This is a genomic window from Ralstonia sp. SET104 (genome assembly GCF_003851545.1).
GTDB lineage: Bacteria > Pseudomonadota > Gammaproteobacteria > Burkholderiales > Burkholderiaceae > Ralstonia.
In genome coordinates, this window is record NZ_BHVX01000013.1 from 45,304 (window position 1) to 63,122 (window position 17,819).

At 65.3% G+C, this 17,819-nt stretch carries 12 protein-coding genes; 4 read left to right on the forward strand and 8 right to left on the reverse strand.

Features of this window, described 5'->3' with window-relative positions:
* Nucleotides 1-2: 2 nt before the first annotated feature.
* The 3 genes from PSUB009319_RS16600 to PSUB009319_RS16610 all read right to left on the reverse strand — a co-directional run bounded on the left by PSUB009319_RS16600 (nt 3) and on the right by PSUB009319_RS16610 (nt 4,101).
* A complete protein-coding gene (locus PSUB009319_RS16600) occupies nt 3-1,496 on the reverse strand; it encodes an FAD-linked oxidase C-terminal domain-containing protein (protein ID WP_124383297.1) in 1,494 nt (497 codons plus the stop codon).
* Nucleotides 1,497-1,764: 268 nt separating this feature from the next.
* Nucleotides 1,765-2,655: a LysR substrate-binding domain-containing protein gene (locus PSUB009319_RS16605; RefSeq protein ID WP_124383298.1), complete on the reverse strand. Its 891-nt coding sequence runs from the start codon at nt 2,653-2,655 to the stop codon at nt 1,765-1,767.
* Between the two features lie 27 nt (nt 2,656-2,682).
* Nucleotides 2,683-4,101, reverse strand: coding sequence for an FAD-binding oxidoreductase (locus tag PSUB009319_RS16610; RefSeq protein WP_124383299.1), 1,419 nt, complete (start codon nt 4,099-4,101; stop codon nt 2,683-2,685).
* Nucleotides 4,102-4,215: 114 nt separating this feature from the next.
* On the opposite strand from PSUB009319_RS16610, the gene PSUB009319_RS16615 reads away from it, so the two are divergent.
* A complete protein-coding gene (locus PSUB009319_RS16615; RefSeq protein ID WP_124383300.1) occupies nt 4,216-4,773 on the forward strand; it encodes a cob(I)yrinic acid a,c-diamide adenosyltransferase in 558 nt (185 codons plus the stop codon).
* Nucleotides 4,774-4,843: 70 nt separating this feature from the next.
* Here the strand turns inward: PSUB009319_RS16615 and PSUB009319_RS16620 are convergent, their stop codons facing one another.
* Together PSUB009319_RS16620 and aroG are read right to left on the reverse strand one after the other, a co-directional pair.
* Nucleotides 4,844-5,746 carry a mechanosensitive ion channel family protein gene (locus PSUB009319_RS16620; RefSeq protein WP_124383301.1) on the reverse strand — a complete coding sequence of 301 codons (903 nt, stop codon included), beginning with the start codon at nt 5,744-5,746 and terminating at the stop codon, nt 4,844-4,846.
* A 180-nt stretch (nt 5,747-5,926) separates the two neighbouring features.
* Nucleotides 5,927-7,006 (reverse strand): 3-deoxy-7-phosphoheptulonate synthase AroG, encoded by a 1,080-nt coding sequence (gene aroG, locus PSUB009319_RS16625; protein ID WP_124383302.1) that lies wholly within the window; start codon nt 7,004-7,006, stop codon nt 5,927-5,929.
* 59 nt (nt 7,007-7,065) lie between these two features.
* Here aroG and PSUB009319_RS16630 point away from each other — a divergent pair, with 59 nt between their 5' ends.
* Nucleotides 7,066-7,314: a hypothetical protein gene (locus PSUB009319_RS16630; RefSeq protein WP_124383303.1), complete on the forward strand. Its 249-nt coding sequence runs from the start codon at nt 7,066-7,068 to the stop codon at nt 7,312-7,314.
* Nucleotides 7,315-7,385: 71 nt separating this feature from the next.
* Here the strand turns inward: PSUB009319_RS16630 and tldD are convergent, their stop codons facing one another.
* The 3 genes from tldD to PSUB009319_RS16645 are packed head-to-tail and all read right to left on the reverse strand — an operon-like array spanning nt 7,386 to nt 14,068.
* Entirely contained in the window at nt 7,386-8,849 is a 1,464-nt protein-coding gene (tldD, locus tag PSUB009319_RS16635) for a metalloprotease TldD (protein WP_124383304.1), read from the reverse strand.
* Nucleotides 8,850-8,879: 30 nt separating this feature from the next.
* Nucleotides 8,880-9,752: a carbon-nitrogen hydrolase family protein gene (locus PSUB009319_RS16640; protein WP_124383305.1), complete on the reverse strand. Its 873-nt coding sequence runs from the start codon at nt 9,750-9,752 to the stop codon at nt 8,880-8,882.
* A gap of 5 nt (nt 9,753-9,757) precedes the next feature.
* A complete protein-coding gene (locus tag PSUB009319_RS16645) occupies nt 9,758-14,068 on the reverse strand; it encodes a YhdP family protein (RefSeq protein WP_124383306.1) in 4,311 nt (1,436 codons plus the stop codon).
* 186 nt (nt 14,069-14,254) lie between these two features.
* Here PSUB009319_RS16645 and glnE point away from each other — a divergent pair, with 186 nt between their 5' ends.
* Nucleotides 14,255-17,122, forward strand: coding sequence for a bifunctional [glutamate--ammonia ligase]-adenylyl-L-tyrosine phosphorylase/[glutamate--ammonia-ligase] adenylyltransferase (gene glnE / locus PSUB009319_RS16650; protein WP_124383307.1), 2,868 nt, complete (start codon nt 14,255-14,257; stop codon nt 17,120-17,122).
* The gene (rrtA, locus tag PSUB009319_RS16655; protein ID WP_124383308.1) at nt 17,119-17,739 is read left to right on the forward strand and encodes a rhombosortase; all 621 of its coding nucleotides are present in this window, start codon (nt 17,119-17,121) and stop codon (nt 17,737-17,739) included. The genes glnE and rrtA overlap by 4 nt, the downstream gene beginning before the upstream one ends.
* The last annotated feature ends 80 nt before the right edge of the window (nt 17,740-17,819 follow it).

The following is a 17,819-nucleotide window of genomic DNA, read 5'->3' on the forward strand; positions in this document are numbered from 1 at the left end:
GCTCAGAAACGCGGCAGGTCAGGGTGCGGAAGCAGGCCGTTGCGCACGTGCAGCTTGCCGTATTCGGCGCAACGCGCGAGCGTAGGGATGGCCTTGTCGGGGTTCAGCAGGCGCGCCGGGTCAAAGGCGGCCTTCACGCACAGAAATGCGTCGCGCTCCTGGGCCGAGAACTGCACGCACATCGAGCTGAGCTTTTCCACGCCCACGCCGTGTTCGCCGGTAACGGTGCCGCCGAGTTCCACGCAGGTCTCCAGGATGTCCGACCCGAACAACTCCGCGCGGTGCCATTCGTCCTGATCTTCGCCATTGAAGAGAATGAGCGGGTGCATGTTGCCGTCGCCCGCGTGGAAGACGTTGATGCAACGCAGCGCGTACTTCTGCTCCATCTCCTGGATGCGCTTGAGCAGCGTGCCGATGTGCTTGCGCGGGATGGTGCCGTCCATGCAGTAGTAGTCGGGCGAGATGCGTCCGGCTGCCGGGAAGGCATTCTTGCGGCCGCTCCAGAATTTAAGCCGTTCGGCCTCGCTTTGCGAAACCTGGATGCGCGTGGCACCCGAGGCGCGCAGCACCTCGCTCATGCGCGCGATCTCTTCGGCCACCTCTTCGGGCGTGCCGTCGGATTCGCACAATAGGATGGCGGCGGCGTCCAGGTCGTAGCCGGCGCGGACGAATTCTTCAACCGCCGCCGTGGCGGGTTTGTCCATCATCTCCAGCCCGGCCGGGATGATGCCTGCGGCAATCACGTCGGCCACGGCATTGCCGCCGGCTTCCACGTTGTCAAAGCTCGCCATGATCACCTGTGCAAGCTGCGGCTTGGGGATCAGGCGCACGGTCACTTCCGTCACCACGGCCAGCATGCCTTCGGAGCCGATCACGGTGGCCAGCAGGTCCAGGCCAGGTGCGTCCGGCGCCTCGCTGCCGAATTCGACCACCTCGCCGTCCATCATCACGGCGCGCACGCGCAGCACGTTGTGCACGGTCAGGCCGTACTTCAGGCAGTGCACGCCGCCCGAGTTCTCGTTCACGTTGCCGCCGATGGTGCAGGCAATCTGCGACGACGGATCGGGTGCGTAGTACAGCCCGTGTGGGTTGGCTGCTTCCGAAATGGCGAGGTTGCGCACACCCGGCTGCACCACCGCCGTACGCGTGTACGGGTCGACTTTGATGACGCGCTTGAACTTGGCCAGCGACAACACCAGCCCGCCCGGCGTGGGCATTGCGCCGCCCGACAGGCTCGTCCCCGCGCCGCGCGGCACCACGGGCACGCCCATGCGGTGGCAGACACGCAGAATCTCAACGACCTGCGCCTCGGTGTCCGGCAGCACCACGGCCAGTGGCACCTGCCGGTAAGCGGCGAGGCCGTCGCATTCATACGGGGTGGTGTCTTCGCGCTCCCAGAGCAGGGCGTCGTCGGACACGATCTGCGCCAGCGCGGCAGTCAGCTCAGCCTGCAGCGCAGACAGGTCGCGGGTGTTGGAGGGCAGCGGCGCATTCATGGGGTGTCTCTCATGGTTCTGCCCGACAGCGGTGGCCGGGGTGGGAGGCACTATAGCCCGGCCGCCGCGCCGTGCGGCGTGTTAAGGACTTTTGCTGCGATGAATTTGGCTCGCGCAAACGGCCAATGTGGTTCATCGCGGTGCTGCAAGGTCAAACGAACGCGCCAACTCAGCACAGGAGCCGTAAACAAAGCCTTCTCGGCGTACCGTTTTGACGGTCAGCCCTAAGCGGTAGTTGGCCTGATAGGGCTCCACCGCTGATGAGCGCCTACCAATCCAGCCCAAGCAACCAATCCACAAAATGCTGCGCCTCGGGCTTCATGGGCGCCTGCTCGCGCTGGACGATGTAATAAGCATGCGGCGAGGTCGATTCGATGTCCAGCAGCCGCACGATCTGCCCCGAGGCGAGCCAGTTGCGCGCCATCTCCTGCCGCACCAGCGCCACACCCTGGTTGGACGCCACCGCCTCCAGCATTAACCCGATGTCATTGAAGAGCGAGCCGGTAGCCGGCTCCGGCGCATCCAGCCCGGCAGCCTCGAACCATGGGCGCCACGGCTCCAATGGGCTGCGCAGCAGCGTGAGGTTCAGCAGTTGCGAGGCCTCGGTGATGGTGTTGCCGCTGATCTGCTCGAAGTAGGCGCGCCCGCATGCCGGGAATACCGGCTCGTTGAGCAGCAGCGTCGTTTTCAGGTCCGGATAGCGGCCGGTGCCATAGCGGATTTCGACGTCGGTGTCCTCAGCCTTCACGTCGAGGAACGGGATGGCCAGGTGCAGTTCGATGTCGATGTGTGGGTACAGCGTGTTGAACTCGGGAATGCGCGGCACCAGGTGTTGGCGCCCGAACGTGGGCGGAATCGCAACGCGCAGCCGTGCGCGCTGCTTGCTGAATTCGGGCCGCGCCAGCTCGTGCAGGCTCTTGAGCGCGTCTTGCACGCTGCGCAGATAGCGCGTGCCGGCGGCTGTCAGCCGCAGCGCTGTGCCGGTGCGCACGAACAGGTCTTCGCCCCACAGCTCTTCGAGGTTCTTGATGCGGTGGGATACCGCGCTGGGCGTGACCGACAGTTCCTCGGCCGCACGCGCGAAGCTCGCATGGCGCGCTCCCGCTTCGAAGGCAATCAGCAGATGCAGCGGAGGAACGCGTTTGAAGACGGAGGACATGCGGGCGATCGCCGGTAGGTGGCTCGGTTACAGGTGGAAGATCTTGCCTGGGTTCAGGATGTGCTTTGGGTCCAGCGCCTGCTTGACGCTGCGCATCAGGTCGATGGCATCGTTGCCGTGCTCGGCGATGAGGAAGTCCATCTTGTGCAGGCCCACGCCGTGTTCGCCAGTGCAAGTGCCGTCCATGGCAATTGCACGCGCGACGATGCGCTGGTTAATGCGCTCGGCTTCCTCCAGTTCTTCCGGTTTGTTCGGATCAATGAGGAATGCGACGTGGAAATTGCCATCGCCCACATGCCCGACGATAGGGGCGGGCAGATGCAGCGCGCTGGCGAGCAGGTCTTTCTCGGTTTCCACCACGCATTCGGCCAGGCGCGAAATCGGCACGCACACATCGGTGGTGACGGCGCGGCAGCCGGGCTTGAGCTGCAGGAAGGCGAAGAAGGCGTTGTGGCGCGCGTTCCAGAGGCGGCTGCGATCTTCGGGTCGCGTGGCCCATTCAAAGCCCTGGCCTTTGTGTTCTGCGGCGATCTGCTGAACGGTCTCCGCCTGTTCCTGCACACCGTGTTCCGAGCCGTGGAACTCGAAGAACAGCGTCGGCATTTCGGGCAGCGTCAGCTTGTCGTACTGGTTGATCGCGCGGATGGCCAGCGCGTCGACAAACTCCACGCGTGCAATCGGCACACCCATCTGGATGGTGTCAATCACGGCGGACACCGCGTCGCCCATGCTGGGGAAGGCGCACACGGCGGCGGACACCGCCTCGGGCTGCGGATACAGCTTCAGCGTGATCTCGGTGATGATGCCCAGCGTCCCCTCGCTGCCGATAAAGAGGCGCGTCAGGTCATAGCCCGCCGACGATTTACGCGCGCGGTTGGCCGTCTTGACGACGCGGCCATCTGCGGTCACGACCGTCAGGTTCAGCACGTTCTCGCGCATCGTGCCGTGGCGCACGGCGTTGGTGCCGGAAGCACGCGTCGCGCACATGCCGCCGATGGATGCATCCGCACCGGGGTCGATCGGGAAGAACAGGCCCGTGTCGCGGATCTCGTTATTGAGCTGCTTGCGCGTAACGCCTGGCTCGACCGTCACCGTCAGGTCTTGCGGATGGACGAACAGCACATGGTTCATCTGCGAGAGATCCAGGCTCACGCCACCCGCCACGGCCAGCAGATGGCCTTCGAGCGATGAGCCTGCGCCGTACGGGATCAGCGGAATTTCGTGCTCGAAGCATAGCTTGGCGATGGCGGCGACTTCCTCGGTGGTCTGCGCGAAGACGACGGCGTCGGGCAGCATCGGGTCGTAGGCGGATTCATCGCGGCCGTGGTGGGCGCGCACGGCGTCGGCAGTGGAGAGGCGTTCACCGAAACGGGCACGCAGCGCGTCGAGCATGGCCGGCGGAATCGGCTTGCGCACCAATCCGGGGTGGGGGAGCGGGTGGTTCATGGCGTCTCGCTATGTTGTGCGGCTCTCGGCGGGCCAAAGAGTCATTCTAACGCCGGGGTGTCACGCCGCTTGCGATAATGACGGATACCAACGCGCCAACACAGGAGACGCACCGTGGGCAATCGCCTATCCAAAATCGCCACCCGCACCGGCGACGACGGCACCACCGGCCTTGGCGATGGCAGCCGCACGGCCAAAGACAGCCTGCGCATCGCCGCCATTGGCGACGTCGACGAGTTGAACTCGCACATCGGTGTGCTGCTAACAGAGACGCTGCCAGACGGCGTGCGCGCGGCGCTCACGGCGATCCAGCACGATTTATTCGATCTGGGCGGCGAGCTGTGCATTCCGGGCTACACGATGGTCACGACTGCGCATGTGCTGCGGCTCGATCAATGGCTGGCCGATTACAACGCTGGTCTGCCACGCCTGGCCGAATTCATCCTGCCGGGCGGCAGCCGTGCTGCGGCGCAGGCGCATATCTGCCGAACCGTCGCGCGCCGGGCGGAACGCAGCATCGTCGCGCTTGGTCGCGCCGAGGCGATTGGCGAGGCGCCGCGTCAATACGTCAACCGCTTGTCGGACCTGCTGTTCGTTCTGGCCCGCGTGCTCAACCGCGTGGATGGCGGCACGGACGTCCTCTGGAAACGCGACGAGCACACGCCGACGTAATCGCACGCATCGCCGCAAAACAAAACGGCCCGGTAATTGCGCCGGGCCGTTTGCTTGGTAGCGTTGGATTTCAGTTCACGCTTGTCGGCGTCGTCGTGCTTTGTGCCACGGCTGCCAACCCCGCCAACTGCCCAGGCGTGGTGATCGTCAGCGCCTGCGACGGCGTGGGTGCCGGGAAGCCGGCTTCAGCCAGTGCTTCCTTGATCGTGCGGTTGGTGTCGAAATACACCTGCCAGTAGTTGTCGTTGTGCGTGTACGGGCGCACGGCCAGCACCGGCCCAACCAAGTTGAACTCCAGGATTTCCACATCGACTGGCGGATCGGCCAGCACGTTCGGAATGGCCGCAACCTTTTCCTTGAGCAGCGTCATGGCGGCACGGTGGTCGGCGCTGCCGGCCAGTTGCGCTTTCAGCTCCACGCGGCGGAATGGGTTGGCGGTGTAGTTCTGGATCGTATCCGCAAAGATCTTGCCGTTGCCGACAATCGTGACAACGTTGTCCGGCGTGTTGATGGTGGTGGCAAACAGGCCGATCTCCTTGATCGTGCCGGTCACCCCGCCGGCCGTCACGAAGTCGCCCACCTTGAACGGCCGCAACACGATCAGGAACGCGCCCGCCGCAAAGTTCGACAGCAGCCCCGACCACGCCATGCCGATGGCCACACCGGCCGCTGCAATCAGCGCCGCAAACGTCGTTGTCTGGATGCCGAAGTACCCCAGGATACCGATCACCAGCAGCACGTTCAGCGTGACGGTAATGATCGAGCCCACATAGCGCAGCACGGTCGGATCGACCTTCTGCCGGCTCAACGAAGCTTCCACCATGCGTACCGCGAAATTGATCAGCCAGCGGCCCACCACCCAGAAAATGATGGCGGCGAGGATCTTCATGCCGACATCGGTGGCGTATTGCGCAATGATCGCCTGGTACTTGCTTGCGGTATTGGCGGCGGTATCCGCCAGGGTGTCTGCCATGGTTGCCTCCGGGATGGGCAAGGGGAATCTCCCTACGATATGCCAAAGGCAGCGCACTTGTGTGATTTTGATGCGTTTTGATCACATTTTTTATACATTGCGCCGCCCCAACCGCAGGGAACGAAAAAGGACGCCCGCAGGCGTCCTCTTTCTTAGACCGCTGTCGCAGACTGACTGCGCTCAGTTGCCGCTGCCCGGCACCAGACGGCGCTTGCGCACGGCCTCTGCCAGCGTTTCCAGCACCTTCAGTGAGTCGTCCCAGCCGATGCAGGCGTCGGTCACGCTCTGGCCGTAGGCGAGGTCGGACACCGGCGTGCCCTGCACATGGTCCTGGCGGCCGGCGTTGATATGAGACTCGACCATTACGCCGACGATGCGATTGTCGCCCGCAGCCATCTGGCGGCCGATGTCTTCGCACACCGGGATCTGGTTCTCGTGCTTCTTGCTGCTGTTGGCATGCGAAGCGTCGATCATCAGGCGCGCGGCCAGACCCGATTTGGATATGGCGTCGCAGGCTTCCTGCACGCTGGCCGCGTCATAGTTGGGCGCCTTGCCGCCGCGCAGGATGATGTGGCAATCCTCGTTGCCCGCCGTCGACACGATGGCCGAGTGGCCGCCCTTGGTGACTGACAGGAAGTGGTGCGGCTGCGATGCGGCCTTGATGGCGTCCACGGCGATCTTCACGTTGCCGTCGGTGCCGTTCTTGAAGCCGACCGGGCACGACAGGCCGGAAGCCAGTTCGCGGTGCACCTGCGATTCGGTTGTGCGCGCACCGATCGCGCCCCAGCTCACCAGATCAGCGATGTACTGTGGGCTGATCACGTCGAGGTATTCGGTGCCGGCGGGCAGGCCCAGCTCGTTGATGTTCATCAGCAGCTCGCGCGCGGTGCGCAGGCCGTCATTGATCTTGAAGCTGCCGTCCATGTGCGGATCGTTGATCAGGCCCTTCCAGCCGACCGTGGTGCGCGGCTTCTCGAAGTACACGCGCATGACGATTTCCAGCTCGTTCTTGAAGCGCTCGCGCTGCTCCACCAGGCGGCGAGCGTAGTCCATTGCAGCCTTGGTGTCGTGGATGGAGCAGGGGCCGATGATGACGATCAGGCGATCATCCATGCCGTGCAGGATGCGGTGCATCGCGTTCCGGCTTTGGTAGATCAGGTCGGACACGGTGTCGCTGCACGGGAATTCGCGGATCAGATGCGACGGCGGCGTCAGCTCTTTCAGTTCGCGAATGCGCAAATCATCGGTGTTCTTCGGCATGGAAAGCTCCAGGGGGATGTCTTGGTTCGTGTATTGGAAACGTCTACTGTGTTCGGATCATGTTTCGCGTCGATGCCGGGGTGGGGCAGGTGACTGGGCGAAAAAAAACCGCCAGGGTCGCTGGCGGTTTTCGGTATCTGCTGGGTGCTTTATTTTTGCTGCAAGCGCCCCTCTCCTTCCGCCAGCGGTGCGAGATGCCAAAAGTAAAAGTAAAAAAACTTGGCGAAGGACATGGAGAGGAAAACCAGGCGATGCAAGAAAAAAAGGGGAAGCGCTACTGCGCCGCACCAATCGAACCGTCTTTATAACCCCTTTTTTTGGGGGCCGCAAGTGAGAATTCTCCGAGAATGCGGCTCCCTGGCGACGGCCCGGAGGCCGATCAGGCCGTGCCGCCCACCGTCATGTTCTCCATGCGCAGGGTCGGCTGGCCAACGCCCACCGGCACGCTCTGGCCTTCCTTGCCGCACACGCCGATGCCCGAATCGAGGCGCATGTCGTTGCCGATCATGGTCACGTGCTTGAGCGATTCCGGCCCGCTGCCGACCAGCGTTGCGCCCTTGACCGGCGCGGTGATCTTGCCATCTTCGATCAGGTACGCCTCGCTGGCCGAGAACACGAACTTGCCGTTGGTGATGTCGACCTGGCCGCCACCAAAGTTGACCGCATACAGCCCCTTCTTCACGCTGGCGATGATCTCCTGCGGGTCTTTGTCGCCGCCGAGCATGTAGGTGTTGGTCATGCGCGGCATCGGCAGGGCGGCGTAGCTTTCACGGCGGGCGTTGCCAGTCACGGGCATCTTCATCAGGCGCGCGTTGAGCGTGTCTTGCATGTAGCCGGTCAGGATGCCGTCTTCGATGAGCGTGTTGCACTGCGTGGGGTTGCCTTCATCATCGAGGTTGAGCGAGCCGCGGCGGTTGGCAAGTGTGCCGTCATCCACCACGGTGACGCCCTTGGCCGCCACGCGCTCGCCCATGCGGCCGGAGAACGCCGACGAGCCCTTGCGGTTGAAGTCGCCCTCGAGCCCGTGGCCGATGGCCTCGTGCAGCAGCACGCCGGGCCAGCCGGGCCCAAGCACGACGGTCATCGTGCCCGCCGGTGCCGGCTTGGCTTCCAGGTTGACGAGTGCCGAGGAAACCGCTTCATCCACGTATTCGCGCAGCAGATCGTCGGTGAAGTAGCCGTAGGCATAGCGGCCGCCACCGCCGGAGCTGCCCATCTCACGGCGCCCGTTCTGTTCGGCGATGACGGTGACGGAGATGCGCACGAGCGGGCGTACATCTGCGGCGATCACGCCGTCGCTGCGCGCGACCAGCATCACGTCGTATTCACCGGCCAGGCCGGCCATGACCTGCACCACGCGCGGATCCTTGGCGCGGGCGAGCTTTTCAATGCGTTCGAGCAGGGCGACCTTTTCGGACGCTGTCATCGAATCGAGCGGGTCGTTCGGTGCATACAGCGAGTGGCCGCTCGGGCCACTGGCCAGGCTGTTCGCCACCTTCACGCGGCCGGCGCCGGCTTTGCCGATGGTGCGCGTGGCACCGGCGGCCTGCATCAGGGCGGGCAGGCTGATGTCGTCGGAATAGGCAAACGCGGTGCGATCGCCCGAGACGGCCCGCACGCCCACGCCCTGGTCGATGCTGAAGCTGCCGGACTTGACGATGCCTTCTTCCAGGCTCCACGCCTCGTTGCGGGTGTACTGGAAGTAGAGGTCGGCGTAGTTCACGCGGTGCGTGAAGATGTCAGCCAGCGCGCGCTGCAGGTGTGCTTCATCAAGGCCGTATGGATCGAGCAGCACGCGGCGCGCGATGGACAGGTTCTGGATGGCGATGTCGCCTGCGTTCATGGTGGGTTCTCGCAAAGAAATTCGATTGGCTTACATCACGCGGTGCTTGAGCGCCGGTAGATCCTGGCGCACTTGTGCGATGCGGGCTGGGTCCATGTCTCCGATGGCAACGCCTTCGCCTTCGGGTACAGAGGCGATGATCTCGCCCCACGGATCGACCAGCATGGAATGGCCCCATGTGCGGCGGCCGTTTTCATGGCGCCCGCCCTGCGCGGCGGCGAGCACGTAACATTGGTTTTCGATCGCACGGGCGCGCAGCAGGATTTCCCAGTGCGCGGCGCCCGTCACGTAGGTGAAGGCCGCCGGCATCAGAATCAAGTTCAGGTTGCCTTGCGATGACAGTGCCCGGTACAGCTCCGGAAAGCGCAGGTCGTAGCACACCGACATGCCCACGCGCCCGCACGGCGCATCGAAGGCGACCGGCGTGGCGCCGGGCTCAATGGTGCGGGCTTCGTCGTAGCGCTCTTCGCCGCGTACGAAGTTGAACAGGTGGATCTTGTCGTAGCGGGCGACGCGCAGGCCAGCCGGGTTGAACGCGAGCGATGTATTGCGCACGCGTTGCGCATCTTCACACCACATGGGCAGCGTGCCGCCCACAAGCCACAGCTTATGGCGGCGCGCAGCATCGGCCAGGAAGGACTGGATGGGGCCATCCTCGTCATCCTCGCGGATGGCGACTTTGTCGCTGTCTTTGCGGCCCATCATGCAGAAGTACTCGGGCAGCAACGCGAGTTGCGCACCCTGCGCGGCGGCTTCGGCGAGTAGCGCGTCGGCGCGCGCCAGGTTGGCATCCACGTCGATGGCCGTCACGGTCTGGATGGCGGCGACGCGGAAAGGTGCCTCGAAAGGCGCACCGGCAGTAGACGTGGCAGACGTGAGCGTCGTGGCGGTCGTGGAAGTCATGGGGCCTATTTTGCCGAGGTTTGCGATTGGCTGCCCGAATTGCTGTTGGACGCGACTTTCTCGATCTTAGGATCGGCCCAGCTTCCGGTCACGTGGTATTGCGTGCTGAATGCCTTTGATAGCTGGTCGCCCAGCACCAACTGCGCGGCCAGCGTCCCCAGCCCGATGGCCGGATTGATAAAGGCCGCTGCCAGCGACGCCGACGTGGCATCCACCTTGGGCGTGACCTTCACGCGCAGGTCCTGCGTTTCGTCGAGGATGTTGGCCGAGCCCTGCATCGCCACCTGAAACTGCGGCCCCTTGACGGAGAAATCGTCCGTGCGCGCGACACCGCTGGCGATGGTGCCGGTGGCGGCCACGTTCTCGAACGGCGTGCCGCGGCCCGTGGCGCTGCGCAGATCGGTGGCGAAATGCAGCAGTCCTTGCAGGCTCAGCACGCCGGCCAGTTTGGCCAGGCCCGGATCGACGGGCAGGAACTGGCCCCGCTCCAGGTTCAGCGCCATGCGGCCGTTGAGCGTGGGGTAGTCGATCGACATGGGCGAGCCGCGCCACACCACGCGGCCTTCGAGTTTGCCGCGGGCGCCGTCGATCACCTTGGCGAAGCCCATCTTCTGAAGCAGGTCACCGGTGTCGCGCAGGTCAAGACTGAAGTCGAGCAGCGTGCGGCGCTCCGGATCATCGCCGCCACCGCGCAGGCGGCGCGGGATGCGCCACGTGCCGTGCGCGGTGAGTGTGGCGGCGGGCTGCTCGATCTTGAGCGTTTCGAGCGTCCACACCGGCGCGCCGTCGGTGATCTGGCTGCGCGCCTTGATCTCCAGCTTGCCGAGCGCCTTGCCGCGCAAATCGAACTTGTCGGCGATGAGGTCCAGCGACGGGATTTCCTGCGAGCTGCGCGCCAGCGATTCGGTCAGTGCGGTTTCTTCCTGCGCATCGGGAATGCTCATGCGCGACAGGCGCATCGTCAGTTCGCCGAAGGGCACGGCCGCGCTTTCCGCATGCCAGCGCGTGCTGCCCGCAATTTCGCGCGAGTCGATGGTCGATTGCCAGTTCGGGCCGTCGCGCGTGGCATCGATGCGCACGGCGTTGAAATCGCGGCCCAGGATGCGCAGCGTCTGCGCGCGCGCGCTCAGGTGGCTGGGCAGATACGCGCTGTGGCTGTCGGAGGCGTTGGCAGCATTGGCAGCATTGGCCGCGTGTTCAGTGGCGATCTGGCTGGCGCTTTTGTCTGCCGCCGGCGCAGCAAACACATGGCGCCACGCGTCGATATCCAACTGATCCAGCGTCAGGTTGGCCTGCACGCCTTCCTGCGGTTGTGGAACCGGCTGCCGCACGCCGATGCCGCCGCGCAGCACCTCAATGCCGTTGCCCGTGCTACGTTGTTCGTAGCGCGCGTTGACGATATTGCCGACTTGCAACACCACTTCGTCGACGGCGTTGTTCGACGCCAGCGGCTGCATCTCGAAGCGCACCGGCAGCGGCTGCCCGGCGGCCTTGTTGAGCGGCGCTGGCAGGCGCACCGTCATCGGCGTGAGATCGGATTCCACCTGGATGATCGGCCGGTGCTGCTTGACGCTGATAGTGGCGCTGTATGGCGCGTTGCCGTCCAGCGCGTGGGCGATGGCGGCGACGGGGCTGCCTTCCGGCGTGGTTTCGCGCAGGCCTTGCGCCGATGCGGTGCCCGCCACCTGGATGCGGATGGTGCCATCGGGCGCGGTGCCGCCTGTGGGGCGGATTTCGCCGCCGGCAAAGCGCGCGCGCAGATTGTCAAAGCCGATGCCCTTTTGCGTGAAGGTGAGCGCGCCCGTCACATCGGTGAGCGGCGGCGCTTGCGGAACGAGCGTGACGTCGTTACGCAGGAATGTGACGCTGCCCTGGGCGCGCGTCGAATGCATCTCATGCAATGGCAGGTCGAGCTTGAGCGCGAGCGTGGCGTTGCCTTGGGCGCGTGCGTCCTTGGTGAAGTGGCCGATCCATTGGCCGAGGGGGCTGCTTTCAACGTATTGCAGGAAGTTTTGCGTGGTGCCGTCGCCGCGGCCATCGATGGTCAGCAGCGGATTGTGGTCACCCATGTCGGGCAGGCTGCCGCTTACGTCTTGCAGGTTCACGCCCATCACCTTGGCGCGTGCCACCTTGAAGGCCAGCGAGGCCCGATCGAAAATCACCGTGCCGTCGATGTTGGTGAAGGCCGGCCAACCGCCCGGCTGCGTGGGCGCCTGGCCCGGCGGGTTGTGCGCGGCCTCGGCCGGTGCCGCTTGGTATGTCACGTCTTGGATCGGCACTTCCACGCGGAAGGCGCCCTTGTGCGGCGGACGGAACGGAAAGTCGTGCAGGTCGCCCGCCAGCACGAAGCCGACGTTGCTGGCTGTGCCGGCCTGCAACGCGCTGCTCAGGTAGTCGCGCAAATGCTGCCCGATTGACAGTGGCAGATAGCGCGGCACGCGCGGAACGTTGGCGCGATCCAGCGTGCCCTTCAGATCGATGGTGCCCAGGTGGCTGGTGTTCGGCGCGTGGCGGTAGCTGCCCGTGATGCGCGCCGACAGGTCGTCGTTCGAGAACGCGAGGTTGTCGCTCGTGACGACCAGCTCCTGCTTGCGATATGTCCAGTTGACCGTGCCTTGGAGACGATCCAGCGGCACGCGCGCGTCGGCAAAGGTGCCGGGCAGCAACAGGGCGGTGTCGTTGGACTCAATGCGCAGTGTGCCCTTGTCGTCGGAGAACACGGCGTTGCCGGAGATGTTTTCAACACCGGGCACGGCGGGCTCCGGGTGCTGGCCGGGCGGCACGGCGGGCAGTGCGCCGGGGCCGAACGACACTTGGCGCATCGTGGCGCGGCCGGTGAAGTGAACCGGCGCCGGCGCGGATGTTGCCGTTTGGGGCCGCCAGCGGGACACGTCGCGCTGCCAATTGATGTCGAGATCGTCGATGCGGCCGGCCGGCTGCTTGGCACGCAGCGGCTCCAGCACGCCAGCGGGCAGCGGCAGTGCGGTGGCGATGTTGCGCAGGTCAGCCAGATCCAGCGTCGCAGCCTTGACTTGCAGGCTGCGCAGGGCGTCGCGCGCGTCGAGCGCCCAGCCCACGGTGACATTGCGCAAGCCGCGCGGCGTGCCCGCCGGGTTGGCCGGCATCTGGATGCCGGGGCCAGCCAGTTCTGGCACTGAGGATGGTTGCGCCGGCAGGTTCAGCGGTTGCCAGAGCAGTGTGTCGACGCGCAGGATGTGCTCGCCGCGTGCATTGCGCCGGTGCGTGGCCAAGGCCTGGAGGCTGCGCAGTTGCAGTGGTTCCAGATCCTTGCGGATCTGCAGATCGAGCTGCTGCCCCGTCAGTCGTGCCTGGCTGCGCGTGAACACGCCATCGGCAAACTCCACCGAGCCGTCGGACGTAAGCGTGCCGCTCTTGGCGGCGGCCAGCACGGGCACGTAGCGCTGCACGGCGGCCAACTGCAGCGTGTCGACCTGCCAGGAGGCCTGGCCGTGCCAGTGGCGCCACTCGCCGGGGCGGGCCAGCAAGTCGTGGCGGAAATCGGCGTGCAGCTTGATAAGGCCGCTGAACAGCGAGGGCGATGTGCCGCTGGCCTCCAGCCGGTGGCGGGTCGGGCCGCTGCGCAACCGCAGACGCACGTTGCCCAGTGCCACCTCGGGCAGTTTCTGTTGCTCGTCGAGCCAACGGACGGCGCCTTGCTGGAAGTCGATGTCACCCTGGGAGAGCAACTGGTCGAGGAAATTGCTGTCGCCGCCGGTATCGGGCCCCAGCGGCATGCCGGCGATCAACAGGGCGCCTTGCTCGTTGCGTCGTACCAGCACGTCGGCGTGGCTGGCATGCAGCGCGGCAAAGGTGATCTGCATGCGCAGCAACGAGCGCCAGGACAGCCGCGCCTGCACGTCCTGTACCGCGAAGGTGCGGCGGCCGGCGGTGTCGCGCGCGTCGATGCGCTGGGCGCGGAAGGCCGGATGCCAGCCGTCCCAGTAGGTTTCAAGTGAGCCGATGGCGACCGTGGCGTGCAGTGCGCTGGACGCCTCGCGCTCCATCCATTCGCGCGCCACGCTCACGCGCGGCCACAGGACAAAGCGGACCGCGAGCATGCCGACGACGGCCAGGACAAGCAGCGCCGCCGCCGTTTTCCACAGCGTGCGCCACAGCTTGCGCCAGATCGGGGCGCGGAAAATGGCGCCAATGCCCGCGCCGATCCTGCTGAAGAGCCTCACCAACCACGCCCAGACCGTAGGCCGGCCGGCCCCGCGGGTGGACAGGGTGCTGGTGTGTCCACCATTGGACTTCGGCGACTCTGGGGGCTGGGACGGCTGGGACGGGCGAGGCATGATGCGGATTATCCGATATTCAGGAGGCGGCGCCACATTTGCGGGCTGAGCGTCGCGCCTGTTGAGCGGCAAGCACGGGCAAGCACGCCCGATGCCCGTGAAAGTTGGTCATCACGTATTGCCCTGCGCGTGGCAGCACGCATTTCAGCGAGAATGGATGTTTCCGCCAATGCTCGATGGGTTCGCATGACCGATTCCGCTTTGTCCGCTCAGCCATTTCTGCAAGCGCCGGCCCGCATGCCGGATGCACCTGCCGCTGCGCTGCCCTTCGCGCTCGCGTATTCCCGCTACCTCCAGCGCCAGGCGCAGGCGCGCGAAGGCTGGGCCGAACGCGTGCAGACCGGTGCAGCCCGCCCGATGGACGTCGCATGGCTGTCGGCGCGCTTTACCGAGCTGTTCGATACCAAAGCCGTGGAGCCCGAGGCCGCGCTCAAGCGTGCCTTGCGCCTGCTGCGTAACGAGGTGTTTGGTGCGCTGGTCGAGCGCGACTTGTCGGGCGCGGCGACGCTCGACGAGGTGACAGGCACGATGACCGATTTGGCCGAGTTTGCAGTGCGCGCCGCCATTTCCGTGATCGGCCAGGAACTGAGCGGACTGCATGGCCAACCGATTGGGCAATCGTCCGGCGAAGTGCAGGAACTGGTGGTGGTCGGCATGGGCAAGCTGGGCGGGCGCGAGCTGAACGTCTCGTCCGACATTGATCTGATCTTCCTCTACGACGACGACGGCGACACGCAGGGTCAGGGCGGTGACGTGCGCCGCCCGCTGTCCAATCATGAATATTTCACCAAGCTGGGCCGGCGCCTGATCAACGCGCTGGCCGATGTCACGGAGGACGGCCACGTCTTCCGTGTCGACATGCGCCTGCGCCCGAACGGCGATGCCGGACCGCTTGCCTGCAGCCTGGGCATGCTGGAGGAGTACTTCGTCGTACAGGGCCGCGAATGGGAGCGCTACGCCTGGATCAAGGGCCGCGTCATTAGTGATCCGACCAGCCCGCATGCGGCGCGCGTGATCCAGCAACTGGATCGCGTGACTGGGCCGTTCGTGTTCCGGCGTTATCTCGATTACGGCGTGATCTCCGCCATCCGCGCGCTGCATGCGCAGATCCGCAACGAGGCGGCCAAGCGCAGCAATGGCGCCAATCGGCAGCAGGGCGAGCAACGCGATGGCGAAGGCCACGTGCACGCACGCTCGCCCAACATCAAGCTCGGGCGCGGTGGCATCCGGGAGATCGAATTCGTCGCGCAGGTGTTCCAGCTCATTCGGGGCGGGCAGGATTTTGGGTTGCGCGTGCGGCCCACGCTGGAGGTGCTGCGGGCTGCGTCCGAGCGTGGCCTGATCGACGCCGAAGCCGTCGCGCGCCTGACCGAGGCGTATCGTTTCCTGCGCCAGCTCGAACACCGTCTGCAATACATCGAAGATGCGCAGACGCACAACCTGCCAGGCTCGCCGGAAGACCAGTTGCGCGTGGCGCGCATGATGGGCTTTGACGACTACGCTGCGCTGGTCGCCAAGCTTGAGGCGTATCAGGACGAAGTCGCACAGCACTTCGAGCAGACCTTCTCCGACAAGCAGGATAGCCAGCCGCCGTGCGCGGCTGTCTGGCACGCCGATCTGCTTGATGACGAGCACACCGAGACTGCCCGCGCACAACTCGCCGAGCTCGGTTATGCCGACCCGGGCAGCGTGCTGGAGCGCCTGCGTGCGACGCGCAATTCGCCGCGTTATCGGGCGTTGTCCGAGGTGAGCCGCCAGCGTTTCGATCTGCTGATCAATCGCGCGCTCGATCAGGCGTCACGGCAGTCTGATGCCGATGTCACCATCGCCCGCTTTCTTGATTTCTTCGATGCGATCAGCCGGCGCTCGTCGTACCTGTCGCTGCTGAGCGAATACCCGCAGGCAATGGAGCGGGTGGCCCACACGCTGCATGCCTCCCGCTGGGCGGCGGACTACCTCACGCGCCATCCGCAACTGCTCGATGAACTGCTCGACGTTGAAGCGCTGTCTGCCGATCCTGACTGGCCCGCCTTCAAGGCGCGTGTGCGAGACCGCCTGCAAGCAGCGTCCGACCATGTCGAGATGCAGATGGACATCCTGCGCCAGGAACACCATGCGGAAACCTTCCGCGTGCTGCTCCAGGATCTGCAGGGCATGCTGAGCGTCGAGCACATCAGCGACCGGCTTTCCGACCTGGCTGACGCCATGCTCGACCTGACGCTGGAAACCGTGTGGCAGCAGGTCGCCACGCGCCACCGCGAAGTGCCGCGTTTTGCGGTGGTTGCCTACGGGCGGCTGGGCGGCAAGGAACTCGGTTATGCGTCGGACCTTGACATCATCTTCCTCTACGACGATGACGATGAGCGCGCCCCTGATGTCTACGCGTCGTTCGCACGCAAGCTCATCACGTGGCTGACCAGCCATACCGCCGCCGGCATGCTGTTCGACGTCGATACGCGCTTGCGCCCGAACGGCGCGGCGGGTTTGATGGTCACGCATTTTGAAGCCTTCCGCCGCTATCAGATGCGCGAGGGTGACAACGCTGCGTGGGTGTGGGAGCACCAGGCGCTCACGCGTGCGCGCTTTTGCGCCGGCGATGCGGAAATCGGCGAGCGCTTTGAGGCGCTGCGCACCGCCGTGCTGCGCCAGGCGCGCGACTCCGGCCCGCTGCGCGACGAGATCGTGGCGATGCGCGAGCGTGTGGCCGAAGGCCATGCGAACCCGACCGAACTGTTTGATCTGAAGCATGATCGCGGGGGCATGGTCGATATCGAATTCACCGTGCAGTTTCTGGTGCTGCTGCACAGCGCGGCGCATGCCGAACTCACCCGCAACAAGGGCAACATCGCGCTGCTGCACATGGCTGGCCAACTTGGGTTGATTGACGCGGCGACGGCCGGGCAAGTGGCCGATGCCTACCGGGATTTTCGCGCGCGCCAGCACAAGTTGCGGCTCGATGGGCAATCCGCCGCGCGCGTGCCGGTCGACACCTGCGCGCATGAGGCCGCTCACGTGCGTGCGTTGTGGGCGCAAGTGTTCGGGCCCGCGCAATGAAGTGGCATCGGCACGCGCTGCATACCTGGGGCGCATGCGCCGGTGTGACCGCGCTGTCGGCAGCGTTTTCGTTTGTGCCGTGGTTGTATGCAGTCGGGCTGTATCAACGCGATGCGGTGCGCGCGGGGCAGTGGTGGCGCATCGTCACCGCCATGTGGGTACATCTGGACACATGGCATTGGCTGGCCGATGCGATGGCGGCAGCGGGGCTGATCCTGCTGCTCGCGCGCGTGTTGCGGCCGCAGGCCATCGTCGGGGCGCTGGTGGTGTGCGGGGTACTGGCGCAGATCGCGCTGCTCACTCAGCCGGCGGTGCAGTGGTACGGCGGGCTCTCCGGCGCGCTGCATGGTCTGGCGGCGTGGGGCGGGTTGCGTCTGCTTCGGCCTTCTACGGACGATGCCGAAGATCGTTTCTCGCGCTGGATTGGTGTTGCGCTGTGCGTGGGCGTGCTGGTGAAGGTGTGGCTCGAGCAATCGTGGCTGTCGCCCATCGCCTATGACCCGCGCTGGGGGTTTGGTGTTGTGCGCATCGCGCATGCTTTTGGCGCCGCGAGCGGATTGCTGGTCTGGGTGCTGGGGGAGTGGCGTGCCCAAGGCCGGAGGCAGTCGCAGGGTTGATCGGCTGATCAGGCATATGCCGATGCAGTAAAAAACGGACACGCCGGTGTGTGCCAGCGTGTCCGTTTTTCATTGACGCG

What these genes read in the sequence shown, in the direction of transcription:
- PSUB009319_RS16600 (WP_124383297.1), bottom strand. Translation starts at nt 1,496, where the DNA reads ATGAATGCGCCGCTGCCCTCCAACACCCGCGACCTGTCTGCGCTGCAG.
- PSUB009319_RS16605 (WP_124383298.1), bottom strand. Translation starts at nt 2,655, where the DNA reads ATGTCCTCCGTCTTCAAACGCGTTCCTCCGCTGCATCTGCTGATTGCC.
- PSUB009319_RS16610 (WP_124383299.1), bottom strand. Translation starts at nt 4,101, where the DNA reads ATGAACCACCCGCTCCCCCACCCCGGATTGGTGCGCAAGCCGATTCCG.
- PSUB009319_RS16620 (WP_124383301.1), bottom strand. Translation starts at nt 5,746, where the DNA reads ATGGCAGACACCCTGGCGGATACCGCCGCCAATACCGCAAGCAAGTAC.
- aroG (WP_124383302.1), bottom strand. Translation starts at nt 7,006, where the DNA reads ATGCCGAAGAACACCGATGATTTGCGCATTCGCGAACTGAAAGAGCTG.
- PSUB009319_RS16630 (WP_124383303.1), top strand. Translation starts at nt 7,066, where the DNA reads ATGTTTCGCGTCGATGCCGGGGTGGGGCAGGTGACTGGGCGAAAAAAA.
- tldD (WP_124383304.1), bottom strand. Translation starts at nt 8,849, where the DNA reads ATGAACGCAGGCGACATCGCCATCCAGAACCTGTCCATCGCGCGCCGC.
- PSUB009319_RS16640 (WP_124383305.1), bottom strand. Translation starts at nt 9,752, where the DNA reads ATGACTTCCACGACCGCCACGACGCTCACGTCTGCCACGTCTACTGCC.
- PSUB009319_RS16645 (WP_124383306.1), bottom strand. Translation starts at nt 14,068, where the DNA reads ATGCCTCGCCCGTCCCAGCCGTCCCAGCCCCCAGAGTCGCCGAAGTCC.
- glnE (WP_124383307.1), top strand. Translation starts at nt 14,255, where the DNA reads ATGACCGATTCCGCTTTGTCCGCTCAGCCATTTCTGCAAGCGCCGGCC.
- rrtA (WP_124383308.1), top strand. Translation starts at nt 17,119, where the DNA reads ATGAAGTGGCATCGGCACGCGCTGCATACCTGGGGCGCATGCGCCGGT.